13 protein-coding genes are annotated in these 18,155 nt (G+C 69.2%); 5 read left to right on the top strand and 8 right to left on the bottom strand.

The genetic code is table 11. The annotated features are described in order from the left end of the window. Positions 1–58: 58 nt before the first annotated feature. The 5 genes from QWG60_RS01270 to prlC form a co-directional block, all read right to left on the bottom strand. On the bottom strand, positions 59–2,248 hold the full coding sequence (locus QWG60_RS01270) for a TRAP transporter permease (protein WP_146909622.1): 2,190 nt from the start codon (positions 2,246–2,248) through the stop codon (positions 59–61). 83 nt (positions 2,249–2,331) lie between these two features. Continuing rightward, complete coding sequence (locus QWG60_RS01275) at positions 2,332–3,309, bottom strand: TAXI family TRAP transporter solute-binding subunit (protein ID WP_146909620.1); 978 nt, start codon at positions 3,307–3,309, stop codon at positions 2,332–2,334. Between the two features lie 227 nt (positions 3,310–3,536). Continuing rightward, positions 3,537–5,249: a Na/Pi cotransporter family protein gene (locus tag QWG60_RS01280; RefSeq protein ID WP_146909618.1), complete on the bottom strand. Its 1,713-nt coding sequence runs from the start codon at positions 5,247–5,249 to the stop codon at positions 3,537–3,539. 7 nt (positions 5,250–5,256) lie between these two features. Then, positions 5,257–5,499: a YheV family putative zinc ribbon protein gene (locus tag QWG60_RS01285; protein ID WP_035597144.1), complete on the bottom strand. Its 243-nt coding sequence runs from the start codon at positions 5,497–5,499 to the stop codon at positions 5,257–5,259. A 134-nt stretch (positions 5,500–5,633) separates the two neighbouring features. Next, a complete protein-coding gene (prlC, locus tag QWG60_RS01290; RefSeq protein ID WP_146909615.1) occupies positions 5,634–7,682 on the bottom strand; it encodes an oligopeptidase A in 2,049 nt (682 codons plus the stop codon). A gap of 109 nt (positions 7,683–7,791) precedes the next feature. On the opposite strand from prlC, the gene QWG60_RS01295 reads away from it, so the two are divergent. From QWG60_RS01295 to QWG60_RS01305, 3 genes are all read left to right on the top strand, one after another. Beyond that, positions 7,792–9,132, top strand: a complete 1,341-nt coding sequence (locus tag QWG60_RS01295) for a sodium-dependent transporter (RefSeq protein ID WP_035597138.1) — start codon at positions 7,792–7,794, stop codon at positions 9,130–9,132. Positions 9,133–9,148: 16 nt separating this feature from the next. Further along, a complete protein-coding gene (locus QWG60_RS01300; protein ID WP_146909613.1) occupies positions 9,149–9,697 on the top strand; it encodes a gamma carbonic anhydrase family protein in 549 nt (182 codons plus the stop codon). A 355-nt stretch (positions 9,698–10,052) separates the two neighbouring features. Continuing rightward, the gene (locus QWG60_RS01305) at positions 10,053–10,724 is read left to right on the top strand and encodes a metal-dependent hydrolase (protein WP_046078461.1); all 672 of its coding nucleotides are present in this window, start codon (positions 10,053–10,055) and stop codon (positions 10,722–10,724) included. Here QWG60_RS01305 and QWG60_RS01310 read toward each other — a convergent pair. Genes QWG60_RS01310 through QWG60_RS01320 form a run of 3 tightly spaced genes read right to left on the bottom strand, consistent with a single transcriptional unit; the run spans position 10,700 to position 14,761 of the window. Continuing rightward, entirely contained in the window at positions 10,700–12,082 is a 1,383-nt protein-coding gene (locus QWG60_RS01310; protein WP_046078460.1) for a sigma-54-dependent transcriptional regulator, read from the bottom strand. The genes QWG60_RS01305 and QWG60_RS01310 overlap by 25 nt on opposite strands. Then, the gene (locus QWG60_RS01315; RefSeq protein WP_146909611.1) at positions 12,075–13,991 is read right to left on the bottom strand and encodes a sensor histidine kinase; all 1,917 of its coding nucleotides are present in this window, start codon (positions 13,989–13,991) and stop codon (positions 12,075–12,077) included. The genes QWG60_RS01310 and QWG60_RS01315 overlap by 8 nt, the downstream gene beginning before the upstream one ends. Further along, positions 13,988–14,761 carry a GntR family transcriptional regulator gene (locus QWG60_RS01320; protein ID WP_146909608.1) on the bottom strand — a complete coding sequence of 258 codons (774 nt, stop codon included), beginning with the start codon at positions 14,759–14,761 and terminating at the stop codon, positions 13,988–13,990. The genes QWG60_RS01315 and QWG60_RS01320 overlap by 4 nt, the downstream gene beginning before the upstream one ends. A 395-nt stretch (positions 14,762–15,156) precedes the next feature. On the opposite strand from QWG60_RS01320, the gene lldD reads away from it, so the two are divergent. Then, on the top strand, positions 15,157–16,317 hold the full coding sequence (gene lldD / locus QWG60_RS01325) for an FMN-dependent L-lactate dehydrogenase LldD (RefSeq protein ID WP_146909606.1): 1,161 nt from the start codon (positions 15,157–15,159) through the stop codon (positions 16,315–16,317). A gap of 85 nt (positions 16,318–16,402) precedes the next feature. Then, positions 16,403–18,118, top strand: a complete 1,716-nt coding sequence (locus QWG60_RS01330; RefSeq protein WP_146909604.1) for a PPC domain-containing protein — start codon at positions 16,403–16,405, stop codon at positions 18,116–18,118. Positions 18,119–18,155: the final 37 nt, after the last annotated feature.

An 18,155-nucleotide genomic window follows, 5' to 3' on the forward strand; every position in this document is an offset into this window, starting at 1 on the left:
AAAGGGCCCGCCAATGGCGGGCCCTTTCTGCATCCATGCTTCGGCGATGGCGATCGCGTCAGCTCGACGTCGCCGTGCGGGGCGTGCCGCCGCCGTGACGGCCTCGCTGCATCAGCAGCAGGGCCGCGCCGATGGCCAGTCCCGCCACGTCGGTGACGATGCCGCCGTAGATCATGCACAGCGCGCCGACCAGCATCACCAGCCGCTGCCACTGCTTCACCGGGCCGAAGAACCAGGACTGCACGGTGGCCGACAGCAGCACGATGCCGAGAGTGGCGGTCACGCCGACCCGCAGGATCTGCAGCCAGGAGCCTTCCATCAGCATCGCCGGGCTGTAGAAGAACATGAACGGCACGATGAAGGCGGCCAGGCCGATCTTGAACGAGGCCACCGAGGTGCCCATGGCGTTGTCCCCGGAGATGCCTGCCGCCGCGTAGGAGGCCAGCGCCACCGGTGGAGTGATCGCCGAGACCACCGCGAAGTAGAACACGAAGAAGTGCGCTACCAGCGGCTGGATGCCGATCTCGATCAGGCCGGGGGCGACCACCGAGGCGGCCACCGCGTAGGCGGCCGTGGTCGGCATGCCCATGCCCAGCAGGATCGAGATGCACATGGCGAAGAACAGTGCCAGCAGCTGGCTGACGCCGGCCAGGCCGAGCAGCAGCGAGGAGAAGCGTGCGCCGACGCCGGTCAGGGCGATGACGCCGACGATCAGGCCGGCGCAGGCGCACACGGCGATGATCTGGATGGCCATGGTGCCGGCCAGCTGCAGGGCCTTGAGGATGGCGCGGGGGCCCATCTTGTAGGGCGAGATCCAGCTCACCATGGCGGCCGAGGCGGTGGCCAGGGTGCCGGCGCGGATCACCGAGTAGCCCATGAACAGCGCGGCGATCAGGATGATGATCGGCGCGAACAGGTAGACCTGCTTGACCAGCTTCGAGAACAGCGGGATCTCGTCCTTGCGCATGCCGCGCATGCCCTTGCGGGCGGCCTCGAAGTCGACCATGCAGTAGATCGACAGGAAGTAGAGGATGGCCGGGATCAGCGCGGCCACGGCGATCTCGGTGTACGGGATGCCGGTGACCTCGGCCATGATGAAGGCGCCCGCGCCCATGATCGGCGGCATGATCTGCCCGCCGGTGGAGGCGGCGGCCTCGATGGCGCCGGCGCTGCGGCCGGGGTAGCCCACCTTCTTCATCAGCGGGATGGTCAGCGAGCCGGTGGAGACCACGTTGCCGGCGCTGGTGCCGTTGATCATGCCCATCAGGCCGGAGGCGAAGATCGACACCTTGGCCGGGCCGCCGCGGGCGCGGCCGGCGGCGGCGAAGGCGAAGTTGACGAAGTAGTCGCCGACCTTCGAGGCCTGCAGGAAGGCGGCGAAGATGATGAACAGGATGATGTAGGTCGAGGACACCGCGGTGGTCGGCCCGAGCACGCCGGCGTCGGTGTAGACCTGGCTGAAGAAGCGGCCCACCGAGAGGCCCGGATAGCCGAGGAAGCCCGGCAGGTAGGGGCCGGCGAACACGTAGATCAGGAAGATGGAGGCGATGATCACCAGCGCCAGGCCGGCCACGCGGCGGGTCAGCTCGAGGATCAGCGCCGCGCCGGCGATCGCCGCGTAGGAGATGCCCATGGGCGCGAAGGGCGTGCCGGTGGAGGCGCGCAGCGGGCTGTTGAACATCACCAGCAGGTAGCCGGCGCTGGCCACGGCGCAGACCATCAGCACCAGGTCGGCCGGCGACAGGCGGTTGCGATACTGGCGGAAGCTCCACGACAGCACGATGGCGGCGGCGGTGGCCAGCATCAGCGGGTAGCCGTAGTGGAAGGCCTCGACCTCGGGGGCGATGCGCATGGCGCCGTCGTTCATGGCGCTCTGCATCATGAACACCTGGAACAGCGCGTAGCCCGCGGGAATCAGCAGCGCATAGCTCAGCCAGCCCAGCCAGGCGGGCGAGCGGGCACGGCCTTCGTCGGCGAAGCGGGTGCCGGCATAGAGGCCGTAGCCGAGGATCAGCGCGCCGCAGATGTGCACGATGCGGAACGACCAGGTCTCCATCGGATAGAGGTTCAGCGAGATCAGATGGAAACTGGAGTAGGCGATGGCAATGGCGGCGAATAGCAGCCACTGCCAACCGGTGTAGAGGCGGCGGTTGGATTCCACCGCATCGTCGTCGACGCCCTCGGCGACGACGGGAGTGACCTCCTCGTCGTCACGCTCGGCGTGACGGGGATCGGGATGCTGGGACATGGGAGTCACCCTCGGGGAACAGGCGATGATGCGACGGACGCCCCCGCGCCGGGATGGCGCGGGGGCGCGGAACGGTCAGTGGATCAGAGCTTCTGGTCTTCCGGGATCTCGTAGCCGTTTTCCTCGTACCAGCGCACGGCGCCCGGGTGGAACGGCAGCACGGTGTTGTACTGGATGTTCTCCGGCACGCTGAACTGGGCGCTGCGGTGGATGTCGCGCATGCGGTCGTTGTTTTCCAGGCTCAGCTTGGTGATCTCGTAGACGAAGTCCTCGGGCAGGTCACAGCCACCGATGGTGAAGTTCCACATGGAGACCGCCTGAGCGTCTTCCTCGAGGGTCTGGTAGGTGCTGGCCGGGATCTGGAACGGCGAGACCGGGAAGGCGTCGACGATCTGCTGCTGCTCTTCGTCGGTGAACTCGATGATGTTGACGTCGGTCTGCACCTCGAGCTGGCTGACCGCCGGCACCGGGATGCCCGCGGCGAAGGCGATGACGTCGATCAGGCCGTCCTGCAGCTGGCCGCCGAGGTCGTTCCAGCCGCCGTTGCGGCGCTCGAAGTCCACGCCCAGTTCCTCGAGGATCTTGGGGAAGTAGGTGTCGGACGTGGAGGCCGCCGGGCCGAAGCCGATGGTGGCGCCGTCGGGGATGTCGGAGATCGACTCGATGCCGCTGTCGGCCAGGGTGGTGATGGAGAACGGGGTCTCGTACATCGGGAACAGTGCGCAGACGTTGTCCATCGGCACGCCGGGAGCCAGCGGGCTCTGGCCGGCCTTCGCCTCGGCGGCCGGACCCATGGTGGTCAGGCCCAGGGCCAGGTCACCGGTGTGCACCAGCGCCAGGTTCTGGTTGGGGCCGCCGGTCACTTCGCCGCCGCCGGAGAGGCCCAGCTCGTCGGCGATCATGTTGGCCCAGCCGGAGCCGTAGACGAAGTAGGTGCCGCCCTGGCTGGCGGTGCCCACGGTGAAGCTCTCCGGCCATTCGCTGCGATCGGCCTGGGCGCTGCCGGCGACCAGCATGGCGCCGGCCAGGGTGCCGGTGAGGATCCGGGTGGTGGTGGACATGGCGTTTCTCCCGTCGGGATTGTTCATTGTGGTCGGTCCGAGCGGAGAGTGCTCGGGCCGGCTTGCGACGCCCATGCAGCAGCAAGGGCCGTTCCACAACGGGAAAAGTTTCTTTATTTCATGGAGTTAAAAAAGAGTGTTTCGACAAAGGTCGAAGTCGCCTGGATGGGGATGTTCCGGGAATCCGCACATGGGGTGGCTCGCCATGTGCGGAATTCCGCACAGGTTCAGTCGGCGGCGTCCGGCGGGCTCAGTGCCTCCAGCAGGCGGCTGGCCTGATGCAGGTCGTTCATCAGCGAGGAGGCCTGCCAGGCGTCGAGCCGCTGCCGGCGCAGTCGCTCGGCCAGCTCGTGCTGCCAGTGGCGGCGGGTCTCTTCCAGCCCGCTGCCGGCCTGGGCGCTGTCCGGGGCGTTGGCCAGGCGGTTGAGGCCCTCGGCCACCGCCATGCGCAGGTCGTCGTGGGCCTCGCGCAGCGGGCTGTCGGGGGCGGCGTGGCGCAGCAGGCTGCGCTGCAGCACTTCGCCGAAGCGCACCGCCTCGACCAGCCGCAGGCTGCGCTCGTAGAGGGCGTTCAGGCGTGCTTCCTGCGCCTCGGTGAGCGGTACGTCGATGCGGGCGTAGAAGTCGAGGATATCCGCCAGCAGTGGCTTGATGCGGGCGTGGTAGCGGGCGTTGACCGAGGGCCAGTCGTCGGGATCGATGGCGGCCCGGGCCGCCTCGCGGTCCGGCGGGTGGCCGATGACCTCGGCGCTGGGCATCAGGATCGCCGCGCACAGCAGGTGATAGGCGCGCCGCTCCAGGCGCCGCGCTTCCTGTTCCATGGCCGCCACGGCGGTGTCGGCGTGCTCCAGGGCGGTGTCGTCCAGGTAGCGGGCCTGGGCCGGGTCCTGGCGCGCGGGATCCGGCATCCAGCGCTCCAGCCACCCGGCCAGGCGGGAAATCCAGGGCAGCATCAGCAGGATGCCGAGGCCGTTGAACAGGGTGTGGAAGAGTGCCAGCTTCAGCGTCCAGTCGTCCGCGGCGATGCCGAACAGGCCGGCCAGGGCGTCGACCAGCCAGGCCAGCGGCAGCAGCAGGGCCAGGGCCACGCAGGCGGTGATCAGGTTGAAGATCACATGGGCGCCGGCCAGCCGGCGCCCGGCGCTGCCCGCGCCCAGGGCGCCCATCAGGGCGGTCACGGTGGTGCCGACGTTGGCGCCGATGGCGATGGCCAGCGCCGGCAGGTAGGGCAGCTGCCCCGAGGCCAGCGCGGTGAGGATGATCAGCAGCGTGGCGTGGCTCGACTGCATCACCACGGTGGCGACCACGCCGAACAGCACGAACAGCGGCCAGTGCCAGATGTGATCGCCGGCCAGGCCGTCCAGCGACAGGCCGTCCTGCCAGGCCTCGAAGCCCAGCTTCATGAAGTCGATGCCGAGAAACAGCAGCCCCACGCCGAGCAGCAGGGTGGCGATTCCGGCGCGGGCGCCCTGCAGCACCCGCCCGCCGATCAGCCCCAGCGCCAGCAGCGGCATGGCGTAGCTGGCCAGGTCGATCTTGAGGCCGAAGGCGGCGATCAGCCAGGCGCCGGTGGTGGTGCCGAGATTGGCGCCGAAGATCAGGGCGATGGCGCCGGGCAGAGCGACCAGCCCCGCGCCGACGAAGGACATCGCCAGCAGGGTGACCAGCGAGCTGGACTGGACCAGGGCGGTGGTCAGCGCGCCGACGCCGATGGCTCGCAGCGGGCCGCGGGTGGCGTCGTGCAGCCAGCGGTCGAGGGTGCCGCCGGAGAGGCGCTTGATGGCGTCCTCGAGATGGGTCATGCCCCACAGGAAGACGCCGAGGCCGGCGGCCAGGGTGGCCAGGTCGACGCGTGCCACCAGCAGGGCGGCGGCCGCGGCCAGGCCGAGCGCCTCGAGCACCCGGCGGGGCGGGATCAGCGGTCGGGCCGCGGCGAACACGGGTGGCTCAGCCCTTGGGATCGAGGATCTTCACGGTCTGCAGGTCGTCGGCCTGCGGCTCGCTCGGCTCGCGGTTGACCCGGGTCTCGAGCTCGGGCATCGCCTGCTCCTCGATGGGCAGCTGCTCGAAGAAGTCGCAGCTCACGCACTCGCGGTAGCGGATACCGTGCTGCTCCCAGCTGCGGATGCGATCCATCTCGGCGCAGCGCGGGCAGATGGCGCCGGCGATAAAGCGTTTCTGGGTGGCCATGAGGCCTCCTGGGAATCGATGAATGTGGCGTGTCACGGCACGTCGTGCCGTCATTCTAACCGACACGGCGCGCCGGGGTGGGCCGGCGCGCCGTGTCGATGACGTCGGTCAGGCGGCTGTCTCGGGTCGCTTGATCAGGCCGCCCGGATGCCGCTGTGACGCAGCAGCGGCTCGACGCTGGGCTCGCGGCCGCGGAAGGCGCGGAACAGCGCCGCGGCGTCGCGGGAGCCGCCGCGCTCGAGGATCTCGGTGCGGAAGCGACGGCCGGTCTCGGGGTCGAAGATGCCGGCCTCCTCGAAGGCGCTCCAGGCGTCGGCGGACAGCACCTCGGCCCACTTGTAGCTGTAGTAGCCCGCCGCATAGCCGCCGGCGAAGATGTGGCCGAAGCCGTTCTGGAAGCGGTTGAAGGCCGAGCGCGGCACCACCGAGACGGCGTCGCGCACCTCGTCGAGCAGCGCCTGGATGTCGGCGGCGGAGGGCGCGGCGGCCTCGCGGTGCAGGCGGAAGTCGAACAGCGAGAACTCGAGCTGGCGCGCCATGCCCATGGCCGACTGGAAGTTCTTGGCCGCCAGCAGCTTGTCGAACAGTTCCGCCGGCAGCGGCTCGCCGGTGTCGACGTGGCCGGCGATCAGATCGAGGCCCTCGCGCTCCCAGCAGTAGTTCTCCATGAACTGGCTGGGCAGCTCCACCGCGTCCCAGGCCACGCCGTTGATGCCGGAGATGTCGGCGACGGTCTGGCGGGTCAGCATGTGGTGCAGGCCGTGGCCGAACTCGTGGAACAGGGTGGTGACCTCGTCGTGGGTCAGCAGCGCCGGCTTGTCGCCCACCGGGCGGGTGAAGTTGCAGGTCAGGTAGGCCACCGGCAGCTGCAGCGCATCGCCTTCCAGGCGCCGCACCCGGCACTCGTCCATCCAGGCGCCGCCGCGCTTGCCCTCGCGGGCGTAGAGGTCGAGGTAGAAGCCCGCGATCGGCGCGCCGTCATCGAGGATGCGGAAGTAGCGCACGTCGGGATGGTAGCGCGGGGCGTCCTCGTCTTCCTCGAAGGTCACGCCGTAGAGCCGCTCGACCACCTGGAACAGGCCGTCGACCACCCGCGGCGCGGGGAAGTAGGGGCGCAGCTGCTCCTGGGAGATGGCGAAGCGCGCCTCGCGCAGCTTCTCGCTGGCGTAGCCCACGTCCCAGGGCTCGAGGGCGGCCAGGCCCAGCTCATCGCGGGCGAAGGCGGCCAGCTCGTCGAATTCCTCGCGGGCCTGGGGCACGGCGCGCTCGGCGAGGTCCTCGAGGAAGCCGATCACCTGCTCGGGCGACTCGGCCATCTTGGTGGCCAGCGAGTAGTCGGCATAGGTGGCGAAGCCCAGCAGCTCGGCCAGCTCGCGGCGCAGCGCCAGGGTCTCTTCCATCACCGGGGCGTTGTCGAACTCGCCGGCGTTGGGCCCCTCGTCGGAGGCGCGGGTGACGAAGGCGGTGTAGACCTCGCGACGCAGCTCGCGGTCGTCGGCGTGGGTCATCACCGGCAGGAAGCTGGGGAAGTCCAACGTGATGCGGTAGCCCTCGCGGCCCTTGGCCTCGGCGTTGGCCGCCAGCGTGGCCAGGGCGCTCTCGGGCAGGCCGGCCAGCCGGGTGGCGTCCGGCAGGTCCAGATGCCAGGCCTGGGTGGCGTCCAGCAGCTGGTTGGAGAAGGTGTTGGCGAGGCTCGACAGCCGCGACTGGATCTCGCCGTAGCGGCGCTTCTGTTCGGGCGGCAGGTCGACGCCGGCCAGGCGGAAGTCGCGCAGGGCGTTGTCCACGGTGCGGCGCTGGCCTTCGTCGAGCGCGGCCCAGGCCGGGCCGTCCTTGAGCGCCTGCCAGGCGCGGAACAGCCCCTCGTGCTGGCCGAGCCAGGTGCTGTAGTCGGAGAGCAGGCCAAGGCTGGTCTCGTAGGCCTGGCGCAGCGCCTCGTTGTTCATGGTGCCGTTGAGGTGCGAGACCGGCGACCAGGCCCGGGACAGGCGGTCGTTCAGCGCCTCCAGCGGCGCGGCCAGGGTCTCCCAGGTCGGCGTTTCCCGCTCGGCCCTGGCCACCAGGGCCTCGATGGCCTCGCGGTTCTCCGCCAGCAGCGTCTCGATGGCCGGCACCACGTGCTCGGGGCGGATCTCGGCGAAGGGCGGCAGGGTGTGGGCGTCGAGCAGGGGGTTCGTGGACATGCGCACCTCGGGATGCAAAGGAGTGACAGCGCTTAGATGCGGGCGGCCGGGCCGGGTTTCAATGTGCTAGGCTTGGCGCCCTTTGCAACTTCAGGCCGGAGACGAGGCGATGAACGAGACCCTGGAGCGCTGGAGCAGCCGCCGCGCCTTCATCCTGGCGGTGACCGGGGCCGCGGTGGGGCTGGGCAACATCTGGCGCTTTCCCTATATCACCGGGGAGAACGGCGGCGCCGCCTTCCTGCTGCTCTACGTGGCCTTCGTGCTGCTGCTGGGGCTGCCGGTGATGATGGCCGAGATCCTGATCGGCCGCGCCGGGCGTAGAAGCCCGATGCAGTCGCTCAGCCACCTGGCGACCCAGGCCGGACACAGCCGCCACTGGCGGTGGCTGGGGCTGTTCGGCGCCTTCACGGTGTTCTGCATTCTGTCCTTCTACTCGGTGGTCTCGGGCTGGTCCATCGAGTTCCTCGTCTCGTCGATCAACGGCGACTTCGTCGGCCAGGACGCCGCCAGCATCGGTGCCGGTTTCGATGCCTTCCTCGCCGATCCCGCCCGCATGACCTTCAACCACACCCTGTTTCTGGTGATGACCATGCTGGTGGTGGCCGCCGGGGTGACCAAGGGGCTGGAGCGGCTCAACAACATGCTGATGCCGCTGCTCTACCTGCTGCTGCTGGTGCTGGCCGGCCACGCTGCCACCACCAGCGGCTTCGGCCCGGCGCTGGCCTGGCTGTTCACGCCGGACCTGTCGGCGATGACGCCCATGGTGATGATCCATGCCATGGGCCATGCCTTCTTCACGCTGGCAGTGGGCGCCTGCGCGCTGATGGCCTACGGTGCCTACATGCCGGACCACCAGAGCCTGCCGCGGGCGGCGGCCGGGGTCGCGGTGCTGGACGTGACCGTCGCCCTGCTGGCCGGCATCGCCATCTTCTCGGTGGTGTTCGCCCAGGGCATGGACCCGGCCGAGGGCCCGGGGCTGATGTTCGTGACCCTGCCGGTGGCCTTCGCCGACCTGCCGTTCGGCGCCTTCTGGCTGTCGCTGTTCTTCCTGCTGCTGCTGCTGGCCACCTGGACCTCGTCGATCAACCTCGCCGAGCCGATGGTGGCCACGCTTCAGGGCTGGGGGCTCGGTCGCGGACAGGCCGCCGCCGTGGTGGGGGTGACGGTATGGCTGGTCGGCCTGCTGTCGGTGCTGTCGTTCTCGACGCTGGCCGACGTCCATGTGCTGTTCGGCATGAACGTCTTCGAGCTGGTGACCACGGTGCCGCCGGAGATCTTCCTGCCGGTCGGCGGCGCGCTGATCGCGGTGTTCGCCGCCTGGGTGCTGCCCGAGGTGGAAGCACTGCGGGCCCTGGACGCCGGGCCCACCGGCTTTCGCGTGTGGCGCACCACAGTGCGCTGGGTGTCGATTCCGCTGACGCTGGTAGTATTGATCTCCGGACTGATCTGACGACGGGAGGCGTGTGATGAGCGAAGCCAAGACCCTGAGGCCCTGGAAGGGCACGAGCCCGCAGCTGGGCGAACGCGTCTACATCGACCCGGCCTGCATGGTGCTGGGCGACGTGGTGCTGGGCGACGACTGCTCGGTGTGGCCGATGGCGGTGATCCGCGGCGACATGCACCGCATCCGCATCGGTCAGCGGGTGAGCATCCAGGACGGCAGCGTGCTGCACATCACCCATGCCAGCGACTTCAATCCCGACGGCTTCCCGCTGACCGTCGGCGACGATGTCACCGTCGGCCACAAGGCGATCCTGCACGGCTGCACCCTGGGCAATCGCATCCTGGTGGGCATGGGCGCCATCGTCATGGACGGCGTGGTGGTCGAGGACGAGGTGATCATCGCCGCCGGCGCCGTGGTGCCGCCGGGCAAACGCCTGGAGGGTGGCCACGTCTATGCCGGCAACCCGGCCAAGGCGCTGCGCCCGATCAAGGACAAGGAGCGCGCCTTCTTTCCCTATACCGCTGGCAATTACGTCAAATTGAAGGATGAGTATCTGGCGGCCAAAGAGTGATGGGCTGTGGCTCCGAGCGAGCGCTGGCTCGGGGCTCAGAGTCATCCGGCGAGGACACGCATGAATACGTCCCTGTAGCTCCCGGCGCCCTGCAGCGCTCTCGCATCCTGCTCCGCTTGCAGGATCGGTGCTGGCCATCCATGGCCAGCCCGTTTGGAGGAATACTCCTCACCCATGGCGCAGGAGGTCCTCGTCGGATGACCCGTCGCCCCTTGTCCTGTCTGAGTACTGGACCTGGGGAGGCAGCGTGGCCTCAATGATGTGCAATAAAGGCGTAACCCGCCAACCGCTTGTTTTCTTTGGCCATGCCGAGCGCTAAACTGTTGTTTTATCCAGTCAGTGAGGCGCCGCGGGCATGGCCGACTTCCGAACCCACCTCGGCGTGGCCGCGACCCTGGGCGCGGTGGTCGCCCACGGCGGCTGGCAGGCCGGGCTGTGGGCGTTCTCCGAGGGGCTGCCCGTCCTCGCGCTGATCACCTTCGGCGGCATTCTCCCCGATATCGACGCCGACCGCTCCAAGGCAATTCGCCTGATCTTCAACCTGCTGGCGATCCCCGCCGTGGTCGCCGGGGCCCTGTGGCTGCAGGCCCGGCTGGACCCGGGGCCACTGATGGTGGCCTGTGGCGGCATCTACCTGGGCGTGCGCTACCTGGGCGGGGCGCTGTTCTGCCGTTTCACCGTGCATCGCGGCATCTGGCACTCGCTGCTGGCCGCGGCGCTGTGCGGGCTGACCGCCACGGCGCTCAGCCATCGGCTGTTCGCGCTGCCCGACCGGCTGGCCTGGATCTACGGGGCGGCGCTGGCGCTGGGTTTCGTGATCCACCTGCTGCTCGACGAGCTGTACAGTGTCGATCTCACCGGGGCACGCCTCAAGCGTTCCTTCGGCACCGCGCTCAAGCCCTTCGACTGGCGTCAGCCCGGCAACTCGCTGGCCATGCTGGCGGTCATCGTCAGCCTCTCCCCCTGGCTGCCGCCCTGGCAGCCGCTGGTCGACCTGGTGGCTCAGGGCTCGGCGTTCTGGCGGTAGTCCTCGGCCCTCAGGCCATGTTTCTTCAGCTTGTCGTAGAGCGTCTTGCGCGGCACGTCGAGGGCGTCGCAGACCTCGCTGACGCGGCCCTGATGGCGGGCCAGCGCCTGGCTGATCAGGCTCTTCTCGAACAGCTCCACCTGGCGCGGCAGCGGCAGCTCGCCACCCTCGCTCTCGCCGCCTTCCAGCAGCGTCTCCAACCGGTAGTCGCAGGTGATTCCCAGCAGCACGTAGCGCTCGGCGAGATTGCGCAGCTCGCGCACGTTGCCGGGCCAGTCGTGGGCCAGCAGCGCCGAGGTGCCGGCGGCGTCCAGTGGCGGCGCCTCCAGGCCGCTGCGGTTGGCGGCCACCACCGCGAAGTGCTGGAACAGCAGCGGAATGTCCTCGCGGCGCTCGCGCAGCGGTGGAATCGGCAGGGTCACCACGTTGAGGCGGTAGTAGAGGTCCTCACGGAAGTCGCCGGCCTCGGCAGCGGCCTTGAGGTCGACCTTGGTGGCGGCGATCACGCGGATGTCCAGCGGTACCGCCTGATTGGAGCCCAGCCGCTCGATGCTGCGCTCCTGCAGTACCCGCAGCAGCTTGACCTGCAGCGACAGCGGCATGGATTCGATCTCGTCGAGGAACACGGTGCCGCCCTGGGCGTGCTCGAACTTGCCGATGCGCCGCTCCACGGCGCCGGTGAAGGCGCCCTTCTCGTGGCCGAACAGCTCCGACTCGATGGTGCTCTCCGGCACCGCGCCGCAGTTGATGGCGACGAAGGGCCGGCCGCCGCGGGCGCTGCGCTCGTGGATGGCGCGGGCCACCAGGTCCTTGCCGGCGCCGGTCTCGCCGAACAGCAGCACGTCGGCCTCGACCTGGCTGATGCGCTGGACCATCGAGGCCAGCCGCTGGATCGCCGGGGTGCGGCCGACCAGGCGCGGGCCGGGGGCCGACTGCTGGGCCTCGAGTTCGGCCTTGAGGGTGCGGTTCTCGAGGCTCAGCCGACGCTTGTCGATGCCACGTCGGACGACTTCCACCAGGTGCTCGCCGGCGAAGGGTTTCTCGAGGAAGTCCCAGGCGCCGTCGCGCATCGCCGCCACCGCGGTGGAGACGTCGCCGTGGCCGGTGATCAGCACCACTGGCAGGTCCGGGTCGCGATCGCGGATCTCGCGCAGCAGCGCCATGCCGTCCATGCCAGGCATGCGGATGTCGCTGATCACCACGCCGGGGAAGTCCGGGGTCAGGGCCGCCAGGGCGTCCTCGGCGCGTTCGAAGGCCCGGGGCTCGTAGCCGGCCAGCTCCAGGGTCTGGCCGGCGGTGATGCGCAGGTGCGCCTCGTCGTCGATGATCATCACCGGGGTCGCCGGGGACTCATGCATGGGATTGCCGCTCCTCGCTGGATGCCGGGGTATCGGTGCCCGCGTCGCGTGGCAGGCTGATGGTGAAGCGGGCGCCGCCCTCGGCGCCGTTGGCGACCTCCAGGCGGCCGCCCAGGTCGTCGATGATACGCGCCGAGATCGACAGGCCCAGCCCCAGGCCGCTGCCGGCGGCCTTGGTGGTGTAGAAGGGCTCGAAGATGCGCGACAGCCGATCCTCGGCGATGCCGGGGCCGTTGTCGGCCACCGCCAGGCGCACCCGGTCGCCCTCGGCGGCGATCTCGAGCGTCAGCCGCGGCGATGGCGTCTCGGCCATGGCCTGCAGGGCGTTGCCGATCAGGTTGACCAGCACCTGCTCGAGGCGCACCGGGTCGGCGCGCACCCAGAGCTCGTCCTCGGGCCAGCGGCGCTCCACCGCCACGTCACCTTCGCCGAGCCGGGCCTGGAACAGCCGCAGGGCGTAGTCGAAGCAGGAGGGGGCCGAGACGGCGGTCAGGCTGTCGCCGCTCTTGCGCGAGAACTGGCGCAGCTGGGCGCTGATCTCGGCCATGCGTTCGGTGAGCTCGACGATCTGACCGAGGTTGGCATCGGCGGCCTCGCTGCGGCTGCGGGCGATGAAGGCGCGGGCGTTCTCGGCGTAGGCGCGGATCGCCGCCAGCGGCTGGTTGAGCTCGTGGTTGATGCCGGCGGCGAGCTGGCCGAGTACCGCCAGCTTGGCGGCCTGGACCAGTTCGTCGCGGGTCTCGCGCAGGCGCTGTTCGGCCAGGCGGCGCTCCTCGATCTCGTCGGAGAGGCGCCGATTGGTGGCGGTCAGGTCGCGGGTGCGTGCCTCCACGTGGCGCTCCAGCTCGTCGCGGGCCCTGGCCAGGGTGCGGCGTTCGCGCTCGGCGAAGCGCTCGCGCTCGCGGCGCAGCCGCAGCCGCTGCCAGCCGATGCCGCCACCCAGCACCACCAGCCCGTAGAGGCCGCCGGCCAGCGCCGCCGCCAGCCACTGGGCGTCGACCACCGGGGTGAGCGGCTTGAGGATGTGCATGTCCCAGCCGAAGCCGGGCACCGGCCGGGTCAGGCTCAGGTAACGCTCGCCGGCCAGCGGGCCATCGGAGAAGCCGACCAGCCGGGCGTTCTCGCCGCGCCGTTCGAGCTCGCGGATGCCGGCTGGCGGCAGCGGTTCATCGCCGTAGCGCCGCGAGGCGTGCAGGGCGGCGAGCTCCGTCTCAGCGAGGGGCTCCAGGGCGGTGAGGCGCAGCGCTCGCCGGCTGGCCATGAACACCACGCCGTCGCCGTCGGTGACCAGCAGCTCGGCGTCCTGTTCCGCCCAGCTGTCCTCGACGGCGTGCAGCAGCACCTTGAGTACCATCACGCCGTCGGGCCGGGCGTTCGGCGCGGTGTCGTCGAGCCAGATCGGTGCCGAGAAGTAGTAGCCGCGCTCCTGGGAGCGCAGGCCGAGGCCGAAGAAGCGCCCCTTCTGGCCCTGCATGGCGTCCTGATAATAGCGTCGGAAGCTGTAGTTCTCGCCGATGAAGGTGCTCTCGCGGTGCCAGTTGCTGGCCGCCAGGGTGTCGCCGTGGCGGTCGAGCAGGTAGATGTCCGAGACGTCGGCGGTGGCGCGGAAGCGGTCGAGCAGGCGGTTGAGCGGCATCGGATCCTGCTGGGCAGGCGTCGCCAGGAAACGCTTCACGGCCTCGCGGGAGGCGAGCAGCTCGGGCAGGTAGTCGTGACGGGACAGGTGCCCGGTGAGCCCGGCCACCGACAGTCGCAGCTCGTTCTCGGCGTCGTCGCGCAGCGCCTGAAGGGCCTGTTCACGGGCGACCTGGGCGGTCTGCCACAGGCACAGCGCCAGGCCGGCCAGGCCGATCAGGGCCAGCAGCAGGCGTAGACGACGCCGGCGAGGGGAGGGCGAGGCGGTCGTCATGCGTCGGGCGCGGGCATGGACTGGGCGCGGCGCAGCGAGCGCTGGGCGCGGGTCTCGGCGCGGGCCGCGGCCAGCAGGTTTTCCTCGACGTAGACCAGATGGTCGTGAGCGCAGGCGCGGGCCTCCTCGGCGCGGCCCTGGAGGATGGCATCGAGCAGTGCGCGGTGTTGGGTCATCAGCCGCTCGCGGGCGTCGGGCTTGGCGAACAGCGCCTCGAGGTTGTCGACGATGCTCTTCTCGAGCAGGTGAAAGATGCCGCGAATGGTGTGCAGCAGCATCACGTTGTGGGCGGCCTCGGCGATGGCCAGGTGGAAGGCGGCGTCGGCCTTGGCCTCTTCGGCCGGGTCCCGGGCCTCGAAGCGGTCCTCGAGCTCCTCGAAGCGCTGCAGCAGCACCGCCTTGTCGGTGGGCGTGGCGCGCAGCGCGGCATAGTAGGCGGAGAGTCCTTCCATGGCGTCGCGAAATTCGAGCAGGTCGAGGTGGAACTCGCCGTGGCGCGAGAGCATCTCCAGCAGCGGGTCGCTATAGCCGCTGTGCAGGTCCTCGGTGATGAAGGTGCCGCCGCCCTGACGGCTGTGCAGCAGGCCGCGGGCGGCGAGCTTCTGGATCGCTTCGCGCAGCGAGGGGCGCGAGACGCCGAAGCGTTCGGCCAGCTCGCGTTCCGGTGGCAGGCGCTGGCCGGGCTTGAGGCTGCCCTCGAGAATCAGTGCCTCGAGGCGTTCGGTGATCACGTCGGCGAGGCGCGGCTGGCGCAGGGTCTGGTAGGACATGGCGGCGTTCCTGGGCGCGAGGTCTTTCGGCGCATGGTAGCGTCATTCAATTGGTATTACCAATATGGCGCATTTTTTGTCGTATGCCGTTGTGCTGGTTTTTCAAGGTCTTGCGTGGCGCTTTTCATGGCTTAATACCAAGGTATAAGCGCCTTTTGCGGCGGGAATTTTGACACCCTCGCGGCCGGGCCATAGGGTGCGGTAACCAGTCGATGTCAATTGGTTTTACCAATTATGGCTTGCGAGGCGCCGAGCGTCTCGCGCTGTGCCGAAGCGCCGCCCGACTGGAGAGATTTCTTGCGCCCGCGTGCGCCCGTGCCTGAAGGCCTTCGAGTCGTCTTCGTGGTGCTCGCGCCGGCCTCTATTGATCGCTCATCCATTGTACAGGGCCCGCCATGATCATCTCCGCCGCCACGGACTATCGCCAGGCCGCCAAGCGTCGCATCCCGCCCTTTCTCTTTCACTATGCCGACGGTGGCGCCTATGCCGAGCATACGCTCAGGCGCAACGTCGAGGACCTCGGCGAGATCGGTCTGCGCCAGCGCGTGCTGAAGGACATGTCCTCGCTGTCGCTCGAGACCGAGCTGTTCGGCGAGTCCATGGCCATGCCCGTCGCCCTGGCACCCGTGGGGTTGACCGGCATGTACGCCCGGCGGGGCGAGGTGCAGGCGGCCAGGGCTGCCGCGGGAAAGGGCATCCCGTTCACCTTGTCCACGGTGTCGGTCTGCCCCATCCATGAGGTCGCCTCGGCCGTGGATCGGCCCATCTGGTTCCAGCTCTACGTGCTGAAGGATCGGGGCTTCATGAAACATGTGCTGGAGCGGGCCAAGGCCGCAGGCGTGAAGACGCTCGTCTTCACCGTCGACATGCCGGTGCCCGGGGCGCGCTATCGCGATGCCCACTCCGGAATGAGCGGCAAGCATGGCGGCATCCGGCGCATGCTGCAGGCCGCGACCCGTCCGCGCTGGGCCTGGGACGTGGGTATTCACGGTCGCCCCCATGATCTGGGCAACGTCTCGGACTACCGCGGCCAGCCGACGGAGCTCGAGGACTATATCGCCTGGCTCGGCAACAACTTCGACCCTTCCATCTCGTGGAAGGACCTGGAGTGGATCCGCGAGTTCTGGGGCGGCCCGATGATCATCAAGGGCATCCTCGACCCCGAGGACGCCCGCGATGCGGTGCGCTTCGGCGCCGACGGAATCGTGGTTTCCAACCACGGCGGTCGCCAGCTGGATGGCGTGCCGTCCTCCGCCCGCGCGCTGCCGGCCATCGCCGATGCGGTGAAGGGTGACCTGGCCATCCTCGCCGATTCCGGGGTGCGCAACGGCCTCGACGTGGTGCGCATGGTCGCCATGGGGGCCGACAGCGTGCTGCTGGGCCGGGCCTTCATCTATGCGCTGGCCACCGCCGGCGAGGCGGGCGTGGCCCATCTGCTCGAGCTGATCGACAAGGAGATGCGCGTGGCCATGACGCTCACCGGGGCGCGCACCATCGCCGACCTCGGGCCGGACTCGCTGGTCACCGAAGCGCGTCTTCGCGGCAGCAACGCCTGAAGCCCCGCCGGGCGTCGCGTTTTCCGCTATAGTGCGGCTGTCCCGCCGTCGCGGGGCATCGTCACCATATGTAGGGAGACATGATGTGGATACCCAAGGAATTCGGAAGCATGCCACCCCGGGCCGCCTGCTGGCGGGTCTGGTCGGCCTCACGCTGCTGGCCGGCTGCGGCGACGACGAGGCGCGCTTTGTCTCGGCGCCGGAGATGCAGGCCGGCGACAGCCTCGAGGGCGAGCTGACCTCGACCAGCCCGGTCAACCTCAACAACGGCACCCGCTATTCGGCGCACTGGATGTGCGGCAGCGGCGAGGCGGAAAGCTACCGCTACACGCTGGACGCGCCTTTCGCCGCCTCGCTGGCGGCCTTCGACGACCAGGGGCGCTGGATCGGTTCGGCCGAAAGCGGCCCCGACGGCGAGCCGGCGATCCTGCTGAGCGCGGCCGAGGCGCAGCGCTGCACCTTGGTCGTGATCAACGGGCAGGATGGCGCCGCCTTCGGGCCCTATACGCTGGCAGCCGAGGCAACCGGCGACGAGGACGGGCTGCAGGCCGACCGGCCGTTGGTCGGCCGGTTGGACGACGGCAGCGCCGAACACTCGCTCAGCCTGGACGCTCCCGCCCACCTCAATCTGGCGCTGTCCGGCGAGGAAGGGCTCGACATGCATCTCGTGGGAGAGGGGGTGAATCAGCGGGCCGAGTCCTGTGCGCCGGGCGAACTTCGTCTCGATGCCTATCTGGAGCCTGGCGACTACCGCGTTCAACTGGGGCAGGCGGCCAAGCCCAACGTGGCGGCGACGGAGTGCGACAGCCAGGTGCTGAGCACCGGCGGTGCTTATCAGCTGGTCGCCGAACAGCGCGACCTCTCCGACGGTCGACGCAACGGCGGGCCGCTGCGAGATGGCGATCGCATCACCGGTACGCTCGAAGGTGAGTCGACCAATCACTACACCCTGCATCTCGATGAGCCCTCCGAGGTGACCCTGGATCTCGGTTCGACGGCCTTCGATACCGTGTTGCACCTCAGTGGCAATGACACCCAGATCAGCGACGACGATGGCGGCGGTGGCACCGATTCGCGCATCCAGACGGTGTTGATGGCCGGCGACTATCGCGTCGAGGTGGCCAGCTACGGTGGCAATCGCGGTGACTACGCGATCGAGCTGCGGCGCAGCGAATTCGACGGCGAGTTCCGTAACGACGGGCCGATTGCCAGCGGCGAGGAGGTGCGCGGGCAGTACGTCGGCGTCGCCGAGAACCGCTATCGCTTCACCGTCGAGGAGACGGCCGAGGTGAGTCTGGCGCTCGACTCGCAGGACTTCGATCCGATGCTGTATCTGCAGGGGGAGGGCGTCGAGCTGACCGACGACGACAGCGGCGGCGATCGCAACTCGCTGATTAACACCGTGTTGCAGCCCGGCGACTACACCCTGGAAGTGCAGAGCTACAGCGGCAGCGGTGTCTACACCCTGCGTGCCGGGTCGAATGCCTTCGAAGGCCGCATGAGCGACGGCGGCCAGGTGGGGACGGGCGACACGGTCTACGGTCAGCTGGCGGTCGGCAGTCGACTCGACTATCAGCTGGTGGTGGAAGAGGAGCGTGACGTGGTGCTGGAGAGTACCTCCAGCGCCGTGGATACCGTCATGCGCCTGACCGGCAATGGCGTCAACGAGCAGAATGACGATGCCCCCGGCCTGGGGCTCGGCTCGCGAATCACCAGGCATCTGCAGCCCGGGACCTATGACGTGGAGATCAGCGCCTTCGGCAGCAGCTCCGGCATGGTGCGTCTGTTCATCGGCGAGTAAGGGATAACGTCGGGGCGTCGCGTCGGCGGCGCCCCGA

The sequence above is a fragment of the Halomonas halophila genome, from assembly GCF_030406665.1.
GTDB lineage: Bacteria > Pseudomonadota > Gammaproteobacteria > Pseudomonadales > Halomonadaceae > Halomonas > Halomonas halophila.

Coding starts and splice junctions, on each gene's coding strand:
- QWG60_RS01270 (WP_146909622.1), bottom strand. CDS start 2,248: ATGTCCCAGCATCCCGATCCCCGTCACGCCGAGCGTGACGACGAGGAG.
- QWG60_RS01275 (WP_146909620.1), bottom strand. CDS start 3,309: ATGTCCACCACCACCCGGATCCTCACCGGCACCCTGGCCGGCGCCATG.
- QWG60_RS01285 (WP_035597144.1), bottom strand. CDS start 5,499: ATGGCCACCCAGAAACGCTTTATCGCCGGCGCCATCTGCCCGCGCTGC.
- prlC (WP_146909615.1), bottom strand. CDS start 7,682: ATGTCCACGAACCCCCTGCTCGACGCCCACACCCTGCCGCCCTTCGCC.
- QWG60_RS01295 (WP_035597138.1), top strand. CDS start 7,792: ATGAACGAGACCCTGGAGCGCTGGAGCAGCCGCCGCGCCTTCATCCTG.
- QWG60_RS01300 (WP_146909613.1), top strand. CDS start 9,149: ATGAGCGAAGCCAAGACCCTGAGGCCCTGGAAGGGCACGAGCCCGCAG.
- QWG60_RS01305 (WP_046078461.1), top strand. CDS start 10,053: ATGGCCGACTTCCGAACCCACCTCGGCGTGGCCGCGACCCTGGGCGCG.
- QWG60_RS01310 (WP_046078460.1), bottom strand. CDS start 12,082: ATGCATGAGTCCCCGGCGACCCCGGTGATGATCATCGACGACGAGGCG.
- QWG60_RS01315 (WP_146909611.1), bottom strand. CDS start 13,991: ATGACGACCGCCTCGCCCTCCCCTCGCCGGCGTCGTCTACGCCTGCTG.
- QWG60_RS01320 (WP_146909608.1), bottom strand. CDS start 14,761: ATGTCCTACCAGACCCTGCGCCAGCCGCGCCTCGCCGACGTGATCACC.
- lldD (WP_146909606.1), top strand. CDS start 15,157: ATGATCATCTCCGCCGCCACGGACTATCGCCAGGCCGCCAAGCGTCGC.